The organism is bacterium, assembly GCA_019637795.1.
In the GTDB taxonomy this organism is placed as follows: Bacteria; Desulfobacterota; Binatia; order HRBIN30; family CADEER01; genus JAHBUY01.
The window spans coordinates 850,995-869,478 of sequence record JAHBUY010000002.1 but is presented as its reverse complement, the minus strand read 5'-3'; the positions used below and the strand labels follow the sequence as shown (position 1 = coordinate 869,478).

Genomic DNA, 18,484 nt, shown 5'->3' with positions numbered 1-18,484 from the left:
GATGTTGACCGTGCCGGAGCTCGGGTTCGGGCTGAGCTTCTTCGTCACCCTGTTCTCCGTCCTCAACCCGCCGCACGCGGTGCCGCTGTACCTGGCGATGGTGCCGTCGCCGACGCCGGACACCACCCGCCGCGTGGCGCGGACGGCGGCGCTGACCGTGCTCATCGCCCTCTTCACCACCCTGGCGGTGGGCGACGACCTGCTCCACTTCTTCGGCATCACGGTGCCGGCGTTCCAGGTCGGCGGCGGGCTGCTGATCATGCTCATGGCGCTGTCGATGCTGCAGGGGCAGACGAGCCCGGCGAAGTCGACGCCGGCCGAGACGCAGGAGGTGGCGCAGTGGCGCGAGATCGCGGTGGTGCCGCTGGGCATGCCGATCCTCGCCGGCGCCGGCTCGATGAGCACCGTCATCGTCTTCGAGCACGACGCCAGCAACTGGGCGCAGTGGTCGATGCTGGCGCTCGGCATCGTGCTCAACGTCGTCCTCTGCTGGCTGTTCCTCCGCTACTCGGCGGCGCTGATCCGGGCGCTCGGGCAGACCGGCGTGAACGTCATCGGCCGGCTGATGGGCATGCTGCTGGTGGCGATGTCGATCCAGTTCATCTCCGACGGCATCCACGGCCTGTTCCCGGCGGCGCCATGAAGCGCGAGCGCATGGTCGGGCTGCTCGGCGGCGCCCCCTGGGACGTGATCGTCATCGGCGGCGGCGCCACCGGGCTCGGGATCGCGGTGGACGCGCAGACCCGCGGCTACCGCACCCTGCTGCTCGAGCAGCACGACTTCGCCAAGGGCACCTCGAGCCGCAGCACCAAGCTGGTGCACGGCGGCGTCCGCTACCTCAAGCAGGGCAACGTGTCGCTGGTCCTGGAGGCCCTGCGCGAGCGCGGCCTCCTCTGTCGCAACGCCCCGCACCTGGTGCACGACCTCGCCTTCGTGGTGCCGCGCTACAAGTGGTGGGAGGGGCCCTTCTACGGCGTCGGCCTGAAGCTGTACGACGTGCTCGCCGGCAAGCTGCGCATCGCCAAGTCGCGCCGACTGAACCGCAAGCAGACGATCGAGCGCATCCCCAACGTCGAGACGCGCAACCTGATCGGCGGCGCCATGTACCACGACGCGCAGTTCGACGATGCGCGGCTCGCCTTCACCCTGGCGCAGACCGCCGCCGACCACGGCGCGGTGCTGATCAATTACATGCCGGTGATCGGCCTGCTGAAGTCCGGCGGCGCGGTGTCGGGCGTGCGCGCGCGCGACGCGGAGAGCGGCACCACCCACGAGCTGCACGGCCGGGTGGTGATCAACGCCACCGGCGTGTTCACCGACGCCGTCCGCCGCTTCGACGGGGACGAGGTCGAGCCGATGCTGGCGCTGAGCCAGGGCGTGCACCTGGTGCTCGACCGCAGCTTCCAGCCCAGCGACACCGCGATCATGGTGCCGCAGACCGACGATGGGCGCGTCCTCTTCGTCATCCCGTGGCACGGGCGCTGCCTGATCGGCACCACCGACACGCCGGTGCCGCGCGCCGAGCTCGAGCCGCGGCCGCTCGCGGAGGAGATCGCGTTCATCCTCCGCAACGCCGCCCGCTACCTGCGCCATCGCCCGGCGCGCAAGGACGTGCTGAGCGTCTTCGCCGGCCTGCGCCCGCTGGTGCAGCCGACCAACGGCGCGGTCGCGACCAAGGCGATGTCGCGCGAGCACGTGGTCGTGATCTCGCCCTCCGGGCTGGTGACGATCGTCGGCGGCAAGTGGACGACCTATCGCAAGATGGCCGAGGACACGGTGAACGACGCCGTCGCCGTCGCCGGCCTGCCGGAGCGCCCGTGCGTCACCGAGCAGTTGCGCCTGCACGGCTGCATGGAGCGCAGCGATCCCGCGCTGCCCGAGCCGGGTCACCTGCGCATGTACGGCGCCGACATCGGCGAGGTGCAGCACTTCCTCGACGAGGATCCGGCGCGACGCGAGCGCCTGCACCCGCGCCTGCCGTACCTCTGCGGCCAGGTGCAATGGGCCGTGCGCCACGAGATGGCGCGGACGCTCGAGGACGTGCTGGCGCGCCGCACCCGCTGCCTGCTGCTCGACGCCCGCGCCTCGATCGCGGCGGCGCCGCGCGCCGCCGCGCTGGCGGCCGCGGAGCTCGGCCGCCCGCCCGCCTGGGCCGAGGCCCAGGTCCGCGAGTACACCGCCCTCGCCCAGGGCTACCTGCCGCCGGAGTGACCCGCTCCGGTCCGGAGGTCGCCGCACCCGTTGACCCCTCCGACCGGCTGGCAGTACTGAGACCGCAGCGCTGGCCCGCGCGGCGACTTCAGCGAACCAGGGGGAAGCCATGCGATCGATGCTCGTGCTGTTCGTGGCGATGACGCTGATGGCGGTTGGAGCGCAGGGACAATCGAACACGCCGAAGCCGCATCCCGGCGCCGGCGGCCCGCGCTCCGACGTCGCCAACGATGCGGCGATCCGCGCCCTCTACGCCGAGTTCACCAAGGCATGGAACGATCACGACGCGAAGAGGATGGCCAGCTTCTGGGCGCTCGACGGCGACACCACCGAGCCCGACGGCATGGTCGCCAAGGGCCGCGCCGAGGTGGAGAAGCACTTCGCCGACGAGCAGGCGACAGCGATGAAGGAGAGCACGCTCAAACTGACCATCGACGCCGTCTGGTTCGTCACCGCCGACGTCGCCCTGGTCGACGGCACCTACGTGGTGCTCAACGCCCGCGATCCGAATGGCCAGCCGCTGCCGCCGCGCAAGGGACTGGTCAGCTCGGTGGTGATCCGCGAGGACGGCGCCTGGCACGTCGCCGCCAGTCGCTCGATGATTCCCATTCCGCTGCCCTGGCGGCCGCGCTGAGGCAACGGATGAACGCCGCCCCGTCGCCCGCCCCGCCGCCGTCCGTGGGCATCGCGGTGGCCGGGGGTGGAGCCGTGTCCATCGGTGTTGCATGGGGACGCGCTCCTCTCGCCGGGATCATTCATGACTTCGCTCGTGCGACGCGCGCTCATGAATGATCCGGGCTTTAGGGTACCGGGCGGCACGAGGAGACGATGTCGGACGTGATTCGCTACGAGCAGCGCGACGCGGTCGCGCTGCTCACCCTCGACGACGGCAAGGCCAACGCGGTGTCGCCGGCGCTGGTGCGGGCGCTCGATGCGGCGCTCGACCGCGCCGAGCGCGATGCCCAGGCGGTGGTGCTCAGCGGTCGCGCCGGCCGCTTCTCGGCCGGCTTCGACCTGTCGGTGATGACCGGCGGGATGGACGGCATGCGGGCGCTGGTGCAGTCCGGCGCCGAGCTGGCGCTGCGCATGTACGGCTTCCCGCGCCCGCTGGTGATCGCCTGCACCGGCCACGCGCTCGCCGCCGGCGCCGTGTTCCTGTGCAGCGCCGACCTGCGCATCGGCGCCGCCGGACCGTTCAAGATCGGATTGAACGAGGTGGCGATCCAGCTCCCGCTGCCGGTCTTCGCGATGGAGCTGGCGCGGGCGCGTCTGACGCCCCAGTGGTTCACGCGCGCGGTGACCCAGGCGCACATCTTCGATCCCGCCGGCGCCCGCGAGGCCGGCTACCTCGACGAGGTGGTCGCCGGCGAAGCGCTGCTCGAGACGGCGCTGCAGCGGGCGGCGCAGCTCGCGACCCTGCCGGATCCCGCCTTCCGCCTCACCAAGGAGCGCGAGCGCGGGGCCGCGATCGCCGCCATCCGCGGCGGCCTGGTCGCCGACATCGCCAAGCTGACCGCGCCGGTCCCGGGCTGACGGAGCGGCGCGGCCGGCGATCGCTTCGCGATGGACAACGCCCGACCGCCACGGTAGCTTCCGCCTTCGTATCGCAAGGGGGTTCCCTCGATGAGTCGCGCGCTCCGCGTTCTGACCACTCTGATCGTCATCGTGACCTTCACGGTCACGGTCGCCGTCGTGCACCCGGAGCCGGTGCAGGCCAGCAGCAGCACCGAGACCATTCTGATCGTTCTCGGCGGCGTGATCGGCGGCCTGGCGCTGTTCGCGCTCATCATGACCCTGATCGTGCGCAACAACCCCGCCTGGATGCCGCTCGCCCAGGGGCCGGATCTCACCCGCTACGACAAGTTCCGCGACCCACCGGACGGCGGCGGCCTGCACTTCGGCCTGCGCTGCGGGGTCCGCGACGGCGCGATGCCGCTGGTCTGCTGGTAGGGCGCCGCTTCCGACTCGGAACACTAGGCGCCGACCGACGACAGCACGTCCTCCGGCACGTCCAGCTCCATCGTCAGCAGACCCTGGGCCAGTGTCTTGCCCTGGTGGTCGACGCGCAGGGACAGGGTGCCGCCGCCGCCGAGGGCGTGGCGGAGGAAGAAGTTGAAGGCGAGCAGGTTGGGCAGCTCGTAGCGCTCGACCGGGCCTTCGACGATGTCGCGGAAGAAGGCGTGGACGCGCTTGGCGCTCAGCGTCTCGCGCAGAAAGGCGTAGGCTTCGGGGGAGCGCGCGGCGACGCCGACGTTGGCGTGGTCGCCTTTGTCGCCGGAGCGCGCATAGGCGATGGTGCCGAGGCGCACCGGGCTGGTGCGGGCGCGGCCGCGGTTCGCCGGACCGACGGCGAGCTCGGGGGGCGGATCGGGATCGCGCGCCGGCCGGCCGGGCGGCAGCGTCATCGGCACCTCGACCGGCGGCTCGCCGTCGACCGCCACCGTCGCGTTCACCAGCTCGCGCGGCACCAGCGCCGGCCAGAAGCCGAACGCCTCCTGCACCTCGGGGCGGCCGCCGAAGATGCCGAGTCCCGGCGGCCCCTGGAGCGCGAAGCCGAGGAGGTGGTTGGCGAAGCGCTTGAGCTTGGCGCGGTCCTGGTCGACGACGCCGATGCGGAACACCACCTCGTTGGGCTCGCGGTCGGCGGCCGCGGCGCGTCCCCAGCAGGCGTTGAAGCCGATGAAGTCGGTGCGCCGATCGGCGAAGTCGGTGCCGACCCGGTGCCAGACCATCTCGGCCAGGCGCTCGCCCTTGGCGATCACGTTCGGGCCGGAGAGCAGGACGGTGCCGACGGCGCGGAAGCCGTTGCGGTACACCATCGACACCTTCAGCGTCGGCGGCGGCGGCACCCCGCGCGCGGCGCTGACGCGGACGCGATCGGGTCCTTCCTGCGACAGCTTCAGGCTGGTGAAGTCCACCGTCACGTCCGGGGTCTGGTAGGCGCGCGGATCGCCGATCTCGTACAGCAGTTGTTCGGTCACCGTGCGCTCGCTGACCATCCCGCCGGTGTTGGGATGCTTGGTGACCACGAATTCGCCGTCCGCCCGCACCTCGGCGATCGGGTAGCCGATGTCGAGCATCGACGGAATGCGCTGCCAGTCGGTGAAGTTGCCGCCGCTCACCTGCGCGCCGCACTCGAGGATGTGGCCGGCCGCGATGCCGGCGGCGAGCCGATCCCAGTCGTCCCACGCCCAGCCGAGCTCGTGCACCAGCGGGGCGAGGATCAGCGCCGCGTCGGTGGTGCGGCCGGTGACGATGATGCGCGCGCCGCGGCGCAGCGCCTCCACCACCGGCCGGGCGCTGATGTAGGCGTTGGCGGCGACGACGCGGCCGCGGATCTCGTCGTAGCGGCGCGCGCCGTCCATGTGATCGAGCGAGGCGCCGGCGGCGGTGAGCGCGTCGAGCCGCGGCAGCAGGTCGTCGCCGGCGACGACGCCGATCGGCAGCGACACGCCCGCCTGGCGGCACACCGCCTGCACGGCGTCGGCGCAGCCCGCGGGGTTGATGCCGCCGGCATTGACGATCACCGTCACGCCGCGCTCGGCGATCGCCGGCAGCGCCAGCGCGAGGTGCTCGATGAAGTCGTAGGCGAAGCCCGCCTTCGGATCGCGCGCCCGCTGGCGCTGCAGGATCACCATGGTGATCTCGGCCAGGAAGTCCATGGTGACGTAATCGAGCGGCCCGCCCGTCACCTGGCGCAGCAGCGCTTCGGGATCGTCGCCCCAGTAGCCGCTGGCGTTGCCGATGCGCACCACGGATTTCATCGCCCCCCCAACCGTTCCGCGGCCCGACCGGTATGGCGCCGCACCAGGGCGTCGAGCTCGGCGGCGTAGCGCGCCGCTTCATCGGCGGTGCCGCACGGCGCATCGACGAGCTGGCGCCGCTCGTCGAGCGTCAGCAGGGCCCACTCCCGCAGGTGCAGCTTGATGCCCACCCGATCGAGCTTGTCGCGCACCCGGCGCGGCATCAGTTCCAGATCGTCCATGTCGCCCGCGCGCCTCGCTGCGTCCGGTGCTCACTCACGCTCATAGCGGGTGACCGCATGGCGCAGCGCGCCCTTGGCGTCGCGCACTTCCTCGACGATGTTGCGTCCGCCGCACGCCGGGCAGGGGAAGTAGCGCGTGTCCCCATCGCGCCGCGCCGTCCAGTGGAGGTCGGGATTCAGCACGTTGCCGGCCGACACTTCGTAGGCGAGCATCCAGCGGCACGCCGGGTCGAGACAGCGCAACACGTCGATGTCGCCCGCCTTCTTTTTCGGCGCGGTGGCGTCGCTCATGGCCGGGTGTTTATCGGGGCGCCAGGGGCGCGGACAAGACTGCCGCGGGCGCGCCATGCACGGCATCAGCCTTGCTTATCCAGCCAGAAAGAAAATTCTTGCCCGAGCGCGACGAGGCGTGCGACAACCACAGCCTCTCGCACAGGCCGGTCGCCAGGAGGTGGGCGATGGATCAATTCATCATCGAAGAGGAAGAGAACATCGCCGAGGAGCGGGCGGTCGAAGCGGCCCGGCTGGGCGCGGCGATCACCAAGCGCCCGGTGCGCGCGCTGCCGACGCTCAAACCGCCGATCCGGGTGGCGCCGTCGGCGTCGATTCGCCGCGCCGTCGAGTTGATGAACGAACGCGGTCTCGGCTGCGTGCTGGCGGTGGAGGACGGCCGCCTGGTCGGCATCTTCACCGAGCGCGACGTGCTGACCAAGGTGATCACCAAGGGCCGCGACATCGACACCACGCCGGTCGGCGAGGTGATGACCCGCGATCCCGAGTGCCTGACCCTCGAGGACGGCATCGCCTACGCGCTCAATCTCATGAGCGACGGCGGCTTCCGCCACATCCCGCTGGTGGACGCCGACGGCCGCCCGACCGGCATCGTCGCCATGCGCAACGTGGTCGACTACATGGTCGACCTGTTCCCGAGCGAGGTGCGCAACCTGCCGCCCAATCCGACGCTCGGCATCGCGCGCGAACGCGAGGGCGCGTAGACGCGATGAGCCCAGGGCTACGCCCTGGGACGCCGCCAGACTCCGCGCCTCACCAGGTGACGCGCGCGCCGTCGGCGAGAGACAATTTCTCCAGCCGGCGGGCCCGCGGGATCGACGGGTCGCTGGCCGGGGCGGTGACGACGGCGAGCGACGAGTCGCTCAGCCACGCAGCGTCGATGAAGGTCGTCGCGGCTTCATCGAACCGGCGCAGGTCGTTCGAGCCGAGGTCGAAGACGAACAGCTCGCTACGGGCGTCGGGCTCGTTCACCTCCGCCTGGGCGACGACGGCGACGCGCGCGCCGTCGGGCGACGCGGCGATGGCGGTGAGCCGCGCCGCCTCGTGCACCAGGCGCCGCGGCTCGCGGCCGTCGACCGGCAGCTCCCACAGTTGCCAGTCCCAGTCGCCCGGCAGCGCGACGAAGAGGCGCGAGCCGTCCGGCGCCCATGTCCAGACCGGCGTGGCCGCCGGCCAACTGAACAGGATGCGGCTCTCGGCGGCGCCCGTCGGCAGCAGGCGCAGTTCCATGTCGGTGCCGCGGATGACGGTGTAGGCGAGGCCGCCGCCGTTGGGCGCCGGAAGGAGCGCGCCGATGCGCGCGTCGGGGTGATCGATCAGCAGGGCGCCGCGGCCGCGGCCGGCGCCGAGGCGGAGCAGGCGGCCGCCGCGCGCGACCACCGTGCCGTCGCCGTCGGCCGCCGCCAGGCGGTCGTGTCCGAGGGTCTGCCGGCCGCCGTCGCCGAGCCGCAGCGCGACCAGGGTGGGCTCGCCGGCGCGACCGCTCTCGACGGCGATGATGCGCGAGCCGTCGGCGCTCCAGGTCGGCTCGCCCTCGAGGCCGCCGTCGATCGCCCAGGTGTGCAGGATCTTGCCAGCGTCGTCGATGACGCGCACCGTCGCCGGCTCCCAGGGCTGCGGCTCGCCGTCGACCACCAGCAACTGGCCGTGCGCGGCGGCGGCGACGTGGCGCGGCGTGTCGGCGCGCGGCAGGACGTTGTTGCTGCGGAACATGTCGGGAGCGGCGCAGAGCGGATCGAGCAGTAGCCGCTGCGCCCCGACGTCGGCGATGCTCTCGCCCACCGCGGTGCCGGCGCGCTCGACCTCGCCGCTGCCGCCGCCGCGCCACAGGGCGATCTGCTCCGGGGGCGGTCCGGCGCGCAGGTTGCGGACCAGGGCGCTGCCTTCCTGCGGCTCGAGGGCCAGGTCGATCGACGCGTTCGAGCGCACCCAGGCGGCGAAGAACGGCGCCAGGTCCTGCTGTGTCGTCTCGGCGAACACCGCCTGCAGCGCGGCATCGTCCGCGGCGCGGTAGCGATAGCGGTCGAGCAGGGCGCGCGCCGCGAGGTCGAAGCCGTCGCCCAACTGCTGCGCCAACAGATAGGTTACGTAGCCGCCCTTCTGGTAGATGGTCGCGCGCGCGCCGGGATCGAGGCCGTTGTCGAGCACCGACGCCTGGGCGAGCGCGCCGGTGGTGTCGGGATCGAAGAAGTTGTCGACCAGGCAGCGCACCAGGGCGGCCTCGCCGAAGCGCTCGCCGACCGCCCGCCAGGCGGAGAACTGGGCGAAGCCCTCGACGATCCACTCGCCGCCGCTGCCGGGGGTGAGCCAGCGCTCCGCCACCGTGGCCCCCCACCAGTTGTGGGCGAGCTCGTGGGCGACGGTCTGGTAGCCATAGCGCCCGTCGGAGAAGTAGCGCGGCGGGATGGCGAGCAGGCCGCTGCCGTCGTTGAAGGCGCGGCGCAGCCGGCGCGGCACCGCCAGGGTCGCGCCGGCGAAGCCCGACGCGCCGTAGTGCCGGGCGAGGCCGCGTTCGGCGACGACCATCGACTCGAGCAGCGTCTCCGCGTCGAGCTCGCTGCCGGCTGGCAGCAGGACGCGGAAGCGGCGCCCCTCGTCCTCGCGTTGCCGCGCGGTGTAGCGGCCGGCGATCAGGGCCAGGCCGGCGACCGGACGCTCACTGGTGAAGCGCACCCGCGCCGCGCTGCCGTCGACGATGCGGTGCTGCTCGCGGCCGTTGTGGGCGAGGGTGAGATCGGCGGGGAGCCGCACCTCGACGTCGGCGTCGAAGGCGCCCTGCAGGTCGGTCGGGTACCAGAGGTCGGGCGGCGCCAGCACGACGTCGTCGGCCTCGAACACCGTGCCGCTTCCGGTGAGCCCGCCCGGCGCGATGATCGCGCCGCCGTATGCCAGGACCACGCGAGCGCTCTCCTGGGCGGCGAGCGGCCGCGCAAGCTGGACGATGACGAGCGGCCCGAGGCGCAGCGTCGTCACCGGCGCGCGCACGCCGCCGTCGCCGTCCTGCCAGGCATCGCGCAGCCGCAGGCCGTCGTTGAGCAGGAAGTAGAGCCGCTGCCGGCCATCGGCATCGGCGGTGACGGTGAGGGTCGCGTCGCCGCTGAGGGTGCCCGCCGCCGGCCGCAGGTCGACGTGCGTCACCAGCGCCGTGGTGCGCTGGCCGGCGACGGCGCGGCCGACCAGCCCGACGACGCTGCGCAGCAGCGGCAGGTTGCGGCCGTGGGCGGCGAGGTACAGGCCGAAGGTCAGCAGCAGCACGCTGGCCGAGAGCGCGACGAAGAGGAAGGCGATCAGCGCCCGCAACGGCCGCCACCAGCCGAGGCGGGAACGCGCCGGCGCTGGCGTCGTGGCGGGTTCGGGCGGCGGTGGGGAGAGCGGCGGCGCTGCGGATGGAGCATCGCCTGCGGGCGGCGTCGGTTCACTCGGAGTCGTCACGGCCGCTAGAGCGAAAACACAGATGCCGGCGAAGCGCCACCGGGTCGCGGCGGCACGGACGTCAGCGGAGCTCGGCCTTGCGCCGCGTCAGGATGACGGCAGCGGAGAGCGAGACGCCGATCGCGACCGCGGCGGAGGCCAGGCCGGCGAGCACGTGCGGCAGGGTGGTATCGGGGTCGCCCAGGCGCCAGAGCGTCATGTTGATGATGACGTAGGTGGCGTAGGCGTGGCCCATGGCCAGCGCGAAGCGGCGCATCGTCCAGATGCCGTAGGCATAGAGCGCGAGGAAGGCGCCGAAGAGCGGCCCGATGATGGCGTTCTGAATCCCCTCGAGCGGGGTGCCGAAGAAGACGAAGCTCTGTCCCCCCACATGCAGGGGCTTGAGAACGTTCGAGATCGCGAGCAGCGCGAAGCAGATGGCGCAGAAGGTGAGCCAGATCCCGCGGCGCGGTTCCGCCATGGCCGCTGCCCATACCCGGCACGACTGAGCAGAGCAACCGCGCGCCTCACCAGCCGGGGATGCCGGCGGCCTGGACGTCGCGGGCGTTGTCGCCGTCCTCGTAGCGGGGCAGGCCGGTGCCGCGGCGCCACAGGCGGTAGGCGAGGGCCGTGGAGAGGACGCGGATCGGATAGTCGCGCGGCAACTCCTGCAGATACGGCTGGATGGTGACGAAGTCGCGCGCTCCGTAGCGGTCCATGATGGCGCGCAGGCCGCCGTTGGCGGGTCCGATGTTGTAGGCGAGCAGGCCGAGGAACAGGTCGCCGCGCATCTGATCCAGGTAGCGGCGCAGCGTGGCGGCGCCGACGGCGGCGTTCTGCCGCGGATCGGTGAGCGCGATCCGCGGCGCGCCGAGGGCGCGACTGGCGTCGGCCATGGCGGCGGCGGGCGGGGCGGTGATCTGGAACAGGCCGAGGCCGCCGTCGCCGCTCGTCCGCGGCCGGAACGACGACTCGACGGCGGCGAGTCCCATGAGGAGATCGGGATCGACGTCGAACGTCGCCGCCGCCTCGGCGACGGCGGGCGCGAAGGGCTGGCCGCGCTCGAACAGGCGCTGCAGCGCGCCGCGGTCGGCGCGGCGATAGGCGGCGAACACCTGGTGGGCGATGGCGGCGCGCTCGGCGGCGGCCTGGCCGCCGATCAGGGCCTGCAGTTGGTGGAGGTCGCGGGCGAAGGCGGGATGGAAGGCGAAGCGCGCCGCGCCGCCGGCGGCGGCGACGGCGACCAGCAGGGGCGCCCAGGCGAAGGCGCCGGCGAGCGGACGGCGTGCCTGGAGCCAGCCCCAGAGCAGGCCGCCGACGACCACCGCGAGGCCGAGCACGGCGGCGGCGAAGGGCAGCAGATGACGCCATATCTCGGCGCCGACGAACCAGTCGGCGAACTGGCCAAGGGCGGCGATGACGAGCACCAGGGCGGCGGCGCCGAGCAGCAGCGCCTCGGCACCGCCGAGCAGCCAGTGGCGCCATCCGGGGGGCGCCGGCGTCGGGCGGACGCGCCGCTTGCCCCTTCCCTGCAATCGCGCCTTCGCCAGACGCGCCGCCGACCCCGCCGCCATCGCGGGCGGGATGGTAGCGAGGCGCGGGGCGGAAGTGGAGGGCTGACGCGGGTCGGGCGCGGGCGAGTGCGTGCGCGCGTTCGGGCGTTGAGTCCGCCGCGAACGCGCGCACGCGTCAATGCGCGCCCCGGGTCAGTCGACGCTGTTGTCGATCTCCTCGTAGGGCCGGCAGGGCTGCGAGCGCAGGGCCTTGCAGGGCGGCAGCCCGGTCGGGACCTGGATGCCGGGAATGACCGGCAGGACGACGCGCGAGCCCTCGAGGGCGATCTCGACGGTGGCCGGGTCGGGAAGGGCGTCGAACTTCCAGATGGCGCGATCGTTCCCCGGCGCCTCGACCGAGATGCGGATGCGCGAGCCGGCGCGGAAGACGTGCGCGAAGGGGAAGAGCTCGACGCGCACCAGGGTGAATTCTCCCTCGGGCAGCGGCGCCGCATCGGCCTGAAGGTGCGTGGCGACGGGGCGCAGCTCCGTGCTGTTGACCGGGTCGAGGGCACGGCGACTGGCGCGCAGCCAGCCGTTCTGGATGTAGGTCTCGTCGCCGTCGGGGCGGATCTCGGTGAGCGTTACCTGCAGATCGACGTCGGGGGTGTCGGCGCGCACCATGAGGTCGACGCTGCCGGTGCCGACCATCACCGTGTCGGCATCGAGCGGCTCGGTCGCATAGGCGACGGCGCGGCCGTCCTGCAGTGGCTTCCAATCCCACGGCGCATTGGCGAGCCAGACGTCGTTGCCGTTGTTGCTGGCCAGGTTGCCCTGCTGCGCGTCGCGGTCGTCGTAGTGGAAGGTGTCCACGGCGTCGGTGCTGACCGGATCGGGGCTGAGCTGCCCGCCGTCGGCGAAGTACCACGGCGTCGCCACCGTGCCGGGGATCGGCCAGCTATCGAACGAGGCCTCGAAGCTCGGCACCGGGGCGCCGGGCTGGCCGGGGAAGCCGGCGCCGGACTCGAACAGGACGCGGACCGGCTTCTCGCTCTCGAACGCCGCCAGCGCCTCCTCGTACGACATGCCGGCGAAGCGGTCGGGCGGCAGGACCAGGTTCATGGCGCCGAAGATGTCGCTGCCGAGGTAGCCGACGATCACGGTCGCGAGCGCCGGCGTCACCGGCGTCTCCTTGCGCACGTAGAACGAGAGGAACTCGATCCAGCGGTGGAAGATCGCCGGGATCAGCGGCTCGCTGTGGCCGCCGTTGACCAGGGTGAAGTGCTTCTTGTCGGTGCCGGTGAAGTGATCGAGCATGTTCGGCGCGTAGCCACCGACCTGCTCGTCCTGCCAGGCGTGGGCGAGGAACACCGGCACGGTGATGTCCTTCACGAACAGCTCCGGGGTCACCGGGTCGGCGACCTCGGGGACGTAGAATTGGTTCTCGGCGATCATATCGAGGATGTCCGGCGACTGCAGGCGGAGTTGCTGATTGTCGATGCAGGTCTGATCGCCGGCGTCGCGCCGCTTGAGGGTCCAGCTCTGGCCGTACGGCTGCGCGTCGTGCTTGCGGTCCGCGGCCCAGTCGGTGGCGAAGCCGTTGTTGAGGATGCCGCCCGGATAGAGCGTGCCCCGCCCGACGTCGGCGATGGTGGAGAGCGGCGCCACGGCTTCGAGCGAGGGCGGCTGCAGACGCGAGACGAAGAGCTGCGAGATGCCGGGGTAGGAGAGGCCGACCATGCCGACCTTGTGGTCCTTCACCCACGGCTGCGCGGCGATGACCTCGATCGCGTCGTAGCCGTCGGTCCACTGCAGCGGCTCGAAGAACTGGAAGGCGCCGCCGGAACAGCCGGTGCCGCGGATGTTGATGCCGACCGCGGCATAGCCGAGCAGACTGGTGAGCAGCGTGCTGGGCTGCGGCGAGTCGGGGTTGGACGGACTGTAGCCCGAGTACTCGATCACCGTCGGGTACGGGCCATTCTCGATCGGACCGGGGAGGACGACGTTGATCGACAGGGTGGTGCCGTCCCGGGTCTGCAGATAGCCGTAGCCCTTGCCGATCACCTGCGAGTCGTAGAACGACTGCGGCGGCGGCTCGTCCACGTTGGTCACGGTCAGGGCGGGCGACGCGGAGAGGTTGCCGGGGGAGCCGGCGACGACGCGGTAGCCGGCGCCGGCGTCGACGTTGCGGAAGATCAGCGCCCCCGCCGAGTCGACCGTGCCGTGCTGCTGCACCAGCCAATCGGCGCCGACCAGTTCGAGCACCTCGCCCTCGGTCGCGCCGGTGACATAGACCTGGTTGACGCTGCCGTGGGCGGCGAACGACGCCTCGGCGGCGTCGCCGAGGTCGCGGAAATTCGGATCGTCCGGCGTTGCCGTCGCGTCGGCATCGGGCGTGCGCGTCGGGGTTGCCGCCGCCTCGGTCGCGGTGGCGGTCGGCGGGACCTCGGTTGCGGTCGCAGGGATCTCGGTTGCCGTCGCCGGCACCTCGGTCGCCGTGGGAGGCGCCTCGGTGGCGGTCGGAGGCGCTTCAGTTGCCGTCGGGGGCGCCTCGGTCGCGGTAGCCGGCGCCTCGGTCGCCGTCGCCGGCACTTCGGTCGCGGTGGCCGGCACTTCGGTGGCCGTCGCCGGCACCTCGGTCGCGGTGGCCGTCGGCGGAATCGCCGTGGCGGTCGGCGGGATCGCCGTCGCGCTGGGTGTCGGCGGCACCGAGGTTGCGGTTGCCGTTGCCGGCACCGACGTGGCCGTTGCCGGCGCGGGCTGAGTCGCGGTCGGCGTCGGGCGCGGTTTGGAATTGTTGCTGTCGCCGCAGGCGGCGAGCAGTGGCAGCGCCGCGAGCGCGGCAATGATGGCAAACTGGCGCGCGTGGCGCCCCGATACGAGCATACGTCCCCCCAGGTGAAGCGCGCGCGCGAATTCGTTCCCGAACCGCCCGCCCGTCCACAGTCGATACCGATCAGTACGGATCGGCCGACGGTATGGACGCGGCGGATCTATGTCAAACCACGCTTTGGTCATGGAAGGCGGTGCCGCGCGGGCGCCCCGGCCCGCTGGCGATGCGAGGCATCGCCGGGTAGGTACGACCCAGCCCGGCTCCTCCGGCTGGCGACGGCGTGTCGCCCGGTGGGCCAGGGCCAGCCCCGTTCCGTTCGCGCCAGCCATGTCCCGCCCCCTCGTCATCTTCGACTTCGACGGCACGCTGGCCGACACCTGGCGCGACATCGCCACCGGGCTGAACCGCAGCCTGGCCGAGGCGGGTCTGCCGGCGGCGGCGCCGGCCGACGTGAAGTCCTGGGTCGGCCACGGCGTGCGCCGCCTGATCGCGCGCGCCATCGACAGCGACGATCCCGGCCGCATCGAGCCGCTCTACCTGCGCTTCCGCGCCCACTACACCGACTGCTGCCTCGACACGACGACGCTCTACGACGGCATCCGGCCGGCGCTGGAGGCGCTGGCGCCAGGGCACGTGCTGGCGATCCTCAGCAACAAGCCGCAGACGTTTCTCGACCGCATCGCCGAGGGGCTGGCGATCCGCGGCCTGTTCGCGGCGGTGGTCGGTGGCGACGCCCTGCCCGTCAGCAAACCCGATCCGGCGACCATCGCCCACGTCGTCGCCAGCGTCGGCGGCGCGCCGGCGGTGTGGATGGTGGGCGACAGCGCGGTGGACGTCGAGACGGGCAGGCGCTTCGGCGCGCGCACCGTCGGCTGCGCCTGGGGGCTGCGCAGCCGCGACGAGCTGCGCATCGCCGGCGTCGACGTCCTCATCGAGCACCCCCGCGAGCTGCCGCCGCTGCTTGCCGATGGCTGACCGCCGCGGGCCGACGGCCGCCGCACCCAAACGAGTGTTTGACAAGCGGGGGCGCTCCACGGCACCCATGACAGCGGAGGAGTCAGTCCCATGCCACACGATCTGGTCATCCGCGGCGGCACGATCATCGACGGCAGCGGCGAGCCGGGGCGCACCGGCGACGTCGCGATCGACGGCGAACGCCTGACCCAGATCGGCGGCAAGGCGGGCGTCGGGCAGCGCGAGATCGACGCCGCCGGCCTCGCCGTCTGCCCCGGCTTCATCGACCCGCACACCCATTACGACGCGCAGATCTGTTGGGATCACGCCCTGACGCCGTCGTGCTGGAACGGCGTCACCAGCGTCGTCATGGGCAACTGCGGCTTCACCCTGGCGCCCTGCGCGCCGAGCGGGCGCGACCGCATCATGCGCATGCTCGAGCGGGTCGAGGGCATGAGCCTGCCGGCGCTGCGCCAGGGCATCACCTGGGACTGGGAAACCTTCCCCGAGTATCTCGACGCGGTCGCCGCCATGAAGCCGGTGCTCAACGTCGGCTCGCTGTTCGGCCACTCGGCGCTGCGCTTCTACGTGCTCGACGACGCCGCCGCCGAGCGCGGCGCGACGCCCGACGAGCTGGCGCGCATGCAGGACCTGTTGCGCCAGGGCATGCGCGCCGGCGCCCTCGGCTTCTCGACCTCGCAGGCGCCGACGCACTTCGGCGGCGACGGCCGCCCGGTGCCCAGCCGCTGCGCCGAGGACGACGAGGTGATCGGGCTCGCCGCCGTGCTGCGCGAGTTCGGGCGCGGCGCGGTGCAGATCACCGCCAAACACCTCACCGACGTCGACGTCAGCATCGAGGCGGCGCGGCGCAGCGGCCGTCCGGTCACTTTCCTGAGCGCCCTGCGCCCCGAGGCGGCGGAGAAGCTGGCGGCGGCGCGCCAGGAGGGACTGCAACTGCGGCCACAGACGAGCTGCCGGCCGACCATGACCGACTTCAAGCTCTCGGCGATGGGCATCTTCGAGCAGTTGCCGAGCTGGGAGCGGGTGATGCAGGCCGCCAGGGCCGATCTGCCGCGCATCTTCGCCGATCCCGCGTTCCGCGCCGCCTTCCGCCGCGACGTCACCGGCGAGATCCAGGGCTACCGCCTGTTCAAGGGCGACTGGGACGGGGTCAAGGTGCAGCTCGCCGAGAAGCCGGCGCTGCAGCCGCTGATCGGCCAGTCGGTCGCCGCGGTGGCGGCGGCGCGCGGCGGCGATCCGTTCGACGTCTTCTTCGACATCGCCCTCGAGGACGACCTGCAGATGGAATTCAGCTACTGCCTGGCGGGCGACATGCAGCGGAAACCGGCGCTGCTCGACGACGACTTCCTCATCGGCCTCTCCGACGCCGGCGCCCACCTGACGCTGCTCGCCGACCACGCCTATGCGACCTACTTCCTCGGCCGCTGGATCCGCGAGCGCGGCCTGATGCCGCTCGAGCGCGCGGTGCGCAAGCTCACCGCCGCGCCCGCCGAGCTCTTCGGCATCAAGGAGCGCGGCCGCCTGGTCGAAGGGTGGTTCGCCGACGTGGTGCTGGTCGATCCAACGCGCGTCATCGACCGCGAGACCAAGCTCGTCTACGACCTCCCCGGCGGGGGCCCGCGCCTGCTCACCAAGGCCGACGGCATCGAAGCGGTGATCGTCAACGGCGCCGTCGCGGTCGAACGGGGCGAGCTGACCGGCGCCGCCGCCGGCCAGGTCCTGCGCGGGTGACCGGCGAGCCTGGCCCGTCCGCGCTCAGCCCTCTCCGTCCTCATCGTCCGGCAGCTCCCGCACCCAGACGATCATGCCGCCGTCGGCCCCGCTGGGGTCGGGACAGCGCTCCCAGCGGCGGACGTACACGCGCCCATCGCCGTCGAGCCAGCGCGGGATCACCTCGCGCAGGACGCCGCGGCCACCCGGGCTGCGGCGGCCCTTGCCGTAGATGATCCGCACCGACCCGAGCCCGTCCTCCTGCGCGTCGCGCAAGAAGTCCTCGGTGGCGTGCAACGCCGCTTTCACGCCGAGCCCGTGCAGATCGAGCGTCGGCATGACGCCGAGGGCCTCGCGAATGAGGCGGCGGATCTCGTCGAGCGGCATCGCGGGACACAGATGAACACAGATGGCCGCCGATGAACACCGATGATGCGCGATCGCGTCCGATCGACCGTTCGCGACTGGTCATCTGTGCTCATCGGCGGATTTCTGGTAGGCGCCCGACAATGACCCATTGGGCTGACGAGCTCGCGGACCTGGTGCTCGGCGGCGGCGCGCTCGACCGAGAGGCGGCGCGACGCGTGCTCGCGGCCGGCGACGACGAGGTGCCGGCGCTGCTGCGGGCGACGGCGCGGGTGCGCGAGCGCCATTGCGGCAAGCGGGTGAAGCTGTGCCAGTTGCGCAACGCGCGCAGCGGGCTGTGCCCCGAGGACTGCCACTACTGCTCGCAATCGGCGGTGTCCGAGGCCGACATCCCCCGCTACCGCCTCGAGTCCGTGGACGAGCTGCTGGCCGGATCACGCCGTGCAACCGCTGCCGGGGCGCGGCGCTTCTGCATGGTGACGAGCGGCCGCGGCCCGAGCGCCAACGACATCGACCGCTTCTGCGCCGCGGCCCGCGCCATCAAGGCCGAGCAGCCGGAGATCGAGCTCTGCGTCTCGGCCGGCCTGATGGACGAGCAGCAGGCGCGCAGCCTCAAGGCCGCCGGCATCGACTTCGTCAATCACAACCTCAACACCAGCGCCCGCCACCACGGCCAGATCTGCACCACCCACACCTACGAGGACCGCGTCCGCACCGTCGAGGCGGTGCGCCGCGCCGGCCTCGCGACCTGCTGCGGCGGCATTCTCGGCATGGGCGAGACCGCGGAAGACGTCATCGACCTCGCCTTCGCCCTGCGCGATCTGCAGGTCGACTCCCTGCCGGTCAATTTCCTGATCCCGATCGAGGGCACGCCGTTCGCGGACCGCCACGAGCTGAGCCCGCTCGACTGCCTGCGCGCGCTCTGCCTCTTTCGCCTCACCAACCCGGCGGCCGAGATCCGCCTGGCCGGCGGCGGCGAGGGCAACCTCGGCTGGTTCCGGCCCCTCGCCCTGCACGTCGCCAACTCGATCTTCGTCGACGGCTACCTGACCACCCCGGGCCAGGCCTACCGCGACGCCCAGTCGATGGTCAGCGAGATGGGCTTCGAGGTCGAAGCGTAGCCACCATTGGCGCGTCCACGCCCTGGCGCCGCCGGGGTGCCGCCCGTCGGCATAGGTTGACTCCTTCCAGGGCATTTCATAACTGCAC

18 protein-coding genes are annotated in these 18,484 nt (G+C 72.3%); 10 read left to right on the top strand and 8 right to left on the bottom strand.

Features of this window, described 5'->3' with window-relative positions:
* Nucleotide 1: 1 nt before the first annotated feature.
* The 5 genes from KF840_09075 (at nt 2) to KF840_09055 (ending at nt 4,161) form a co-directional block, all read left to right on the top strand.
* Nucleotides 2–643: an NAAT family transporter gene (locus tag KF840_09075; protein ID MBX3025048.1), complete on the top strand. Its 642-nt coding sequence runs from the start codon at nt 2–4 to the stop codon at nt 641–643.
* Nucleotides 640–2,211 carry a glycerol-3-phosphate dehydrogenase/oxidase gene (locus KF840_09070; GenBank protein ID MBX3025047.1) on the top strand — a complete coding sequence of 524 codons (1,572 nt, stop codon included), beginning with the start codon at nt 640–642 and terminating at the stop codon, nt 2,209–2,211. Before KF840_09075 ends, KF840_09070 begins: the two co-directional genes overlap by 4 nt.
* A 109-nt stretch (nt 2,212–2,320) precedes the next feature.
* Nucleotides 2,321–2,845 (top strand): SgcJ/EcaC family oxidoreductase, encoded by a 525-nt coding sequence (locus KF840_09065; protein ID MBX3025046.1) that lies wholly within the window; start codon nt 2,321–2,323, stop codon nt 2,843–2,845.
* A gap of 194 nt (nt 2,846–3,039) precedes the next feature.
* On the top strand, nt 3,040–3,744 hold the full coding sequence (locus KF840_09060; GenBank protein ID MBX3025045.1) for a crotonase/enoyl-CoA hydratase family protein: 705 nt from the start codon (nt 3,040–3,042) through the stop codon (nt 3,742–3,744).
* Between the two features lie 90 nt (nt 3,745–3,834).
* A complete protein-coding gene (locus KF840_09055) occupies nt 3,835–4,161 on the top strand; it encodes a hypothetical protein (protein MBX3025044.1) in 327 nt (108 codons plus the stop codon).
* 23 nt (nt 4,162–4,184) lie between these two features.
* Here KF840_09055 and KF840_09050 read toward each other — a convergent pair whose 3' ends face one another.
* The 3 genes from KF840_09050 to KF840_09040 are packed head-to-tail and all read right to left on the bottom strand — an operon-like array spanning nt 4,185 to nt 6,487.
* Nucleotides 4,185–5,975: a DUF1446 domain-containing protein gene (locus KF840_09050; GenBank protein ID MBX3025043.1), complete on the bottom strand. Its 1,791-nt coding sequence runs from the start codon at nt 5,973–5,975 to the stop codon at nt 4,185–4,187.
* Entirely contained in the window at nt 5,972–6,196 is a 225-nt protein-coding gene (locus KF840_09045; GenBank protein MBX3025042.1) for a hypothetical protein, read from the bottom strand. The genes KF840_09050 and KF840_09045 overlap by 4 nt, the downstream gene beginning before the upstream one ends.
* 30 nt (nt 6,197–6,226) lie before the next feature.
* Nucleotides 6,227–6,487: a hypothetical protein gene (locus KF840_09040; protein MBX3025041.1), complete on the bottom strand. Its 261-nt coding sequence runs from the start codon at nt 6,485–6,487 to the stop codon at nt 6,227–6,229.
* 167 nt (nt 6,488–6,654) lie between these two features.
* On the opposite strand from KF840_09040, the gene KF840_09035 reads away from it, so the two are divergent.
* Nucleotides 6,655–7,191 (top strand): CBS domain-containing protein, encoded by a 537-nt coding sequence (locus KF840_09035; protein ID MBX3025040.1) that lies wholly within the window; start codon nt 6,655–6,657, stop codon nt 7,189–7,191.
* 49 nt (nt 7,192–7,240) lie between these two features.
* On the opposite strand, the gene KF840_09030 is transcribed toward KF840_09035, so the two are convergent.
* The 4 genes from KF840_09030 to KF840_09015 form a co-directional block, all read right to left on the bottom strand.
* Complete coding sequence (locus KF840_09030) at nt 7,241–9,787, bottom strand: PD40 domain-containing protein (GenBank protein ID MBX3025039.1); 2,547 nt, start codon at nt 9,785–9,787, stop codon at nt 7,241–7,243.
* A gap of 193 nt (nt 9,788–9,980) precedes the next feature.
* The gene (locus tag KF840_09025) at nt 9,981–10,379 is read right to left on the bottom strand and encodes a hypothetical protein (protein MBX3025038.1); all 399 of its coding nucleotides are present in this window, start codon (nt 10,377–10,379) and stop codon (nt 9,981–9,983) included.
* 46 nt (nt 10,380–10,425) lie between these two features.
* Nucleotides 10,426–11,472 (bottom strand): transglycosylase SLT domain-containing protein, encoded by a 1,047-nt coding sequence (locus KF840_09020; protein MBX3025037.1) that lies wholly within the window; start codon nt 11,470–11,472, stop codon nt 10,426–10,428.
* Between the two features lie 132 nt (nt 11,473–11,604).
* Nucleotides 11,605–13,878: a CocE/NonD family hydrolase gene (locus KF840_09015; GenBank protein ID MBX3025036.1), complete on the bottom strand. Its 2,274-nt coding sequence runs from the start codon at nt 13,876–13,878 to the stop codon at nt 11,605–11,607.
* Between the two features lie 25 nt (nt 13,879–13,903).
* Here KF840_09015 and KF840_09010 point away from each other — a divergent pair, with 25 nt between their 5' ends.
* From KF840_09010 to KF840_09000, 3 genes are all read left to right on the top strand, one after another.
* The gene (locus KF840_09010) at nt 13,904–14,155 is read left to right on the top strand and encodes a hypothetical protein (protein MBX3025035.1); all 252 of its coding nucleotides are present in this window, start codon (nt 13,904–13,906) and stop codon (nt 14,153–14,155) included.
* Nucleotides 14,156–14,551: 396 nt separating this feature from the next.
* Nucleotides 14,552–15,199: an HAD-IA family hydrolase gene (locus tag KF840_09005; GenBank protein MBX3025034.1), complete on the top strand. Its 648-nt coding sequence runs from the start codon at nt 14,552–14,554 to the stop codon at nt 15,197–15,199.
* A gap of 90 nt (nt 15,200–15,289) precedes the next feature.
* Nucleotides 15,290–16,930 (top strand): amidohydrolase family protein, encoded by a 1,641-nt coding sequence (locus KF840_09000; protein MBX3025033.1) that lies wholly within the window; start codon nt 15,290–15,292, stop codon nt 16,928–16,930.
* Nucleotides 16,931–16,954: 24 nt separating this feature from the next.
* Here KF840_09000 and KF840_08995 read toward each other — a convergent pair whose 3' ends face one another.
* Entirely contained in the window at nt 16,955–17,296 is a 342-nt protein-coding gene (locus KF840_08995; GenBank protein ID MBX3025032.1) for a Smr/MutS family protein, read from the bottom strand.
* 122 nt (nt 17,297–17,418) lie between these two features.
* Between KF840_08995 and bioB the strand changes: the two genes are divergently transcribed.
* Nucleotides 17,419–18,396, top strand: a complete 978-nt coding sequence (gene bioB, locus KF840_08990; GenBank protein ID MBX3025031.1) for a biotin synthase BioB — start codon at nt 17,419–17,421, stop codon at nt 18,394–18,396.
* Nucleotides 18,397–18,484 lie beyond the last annotated feature (88 nt).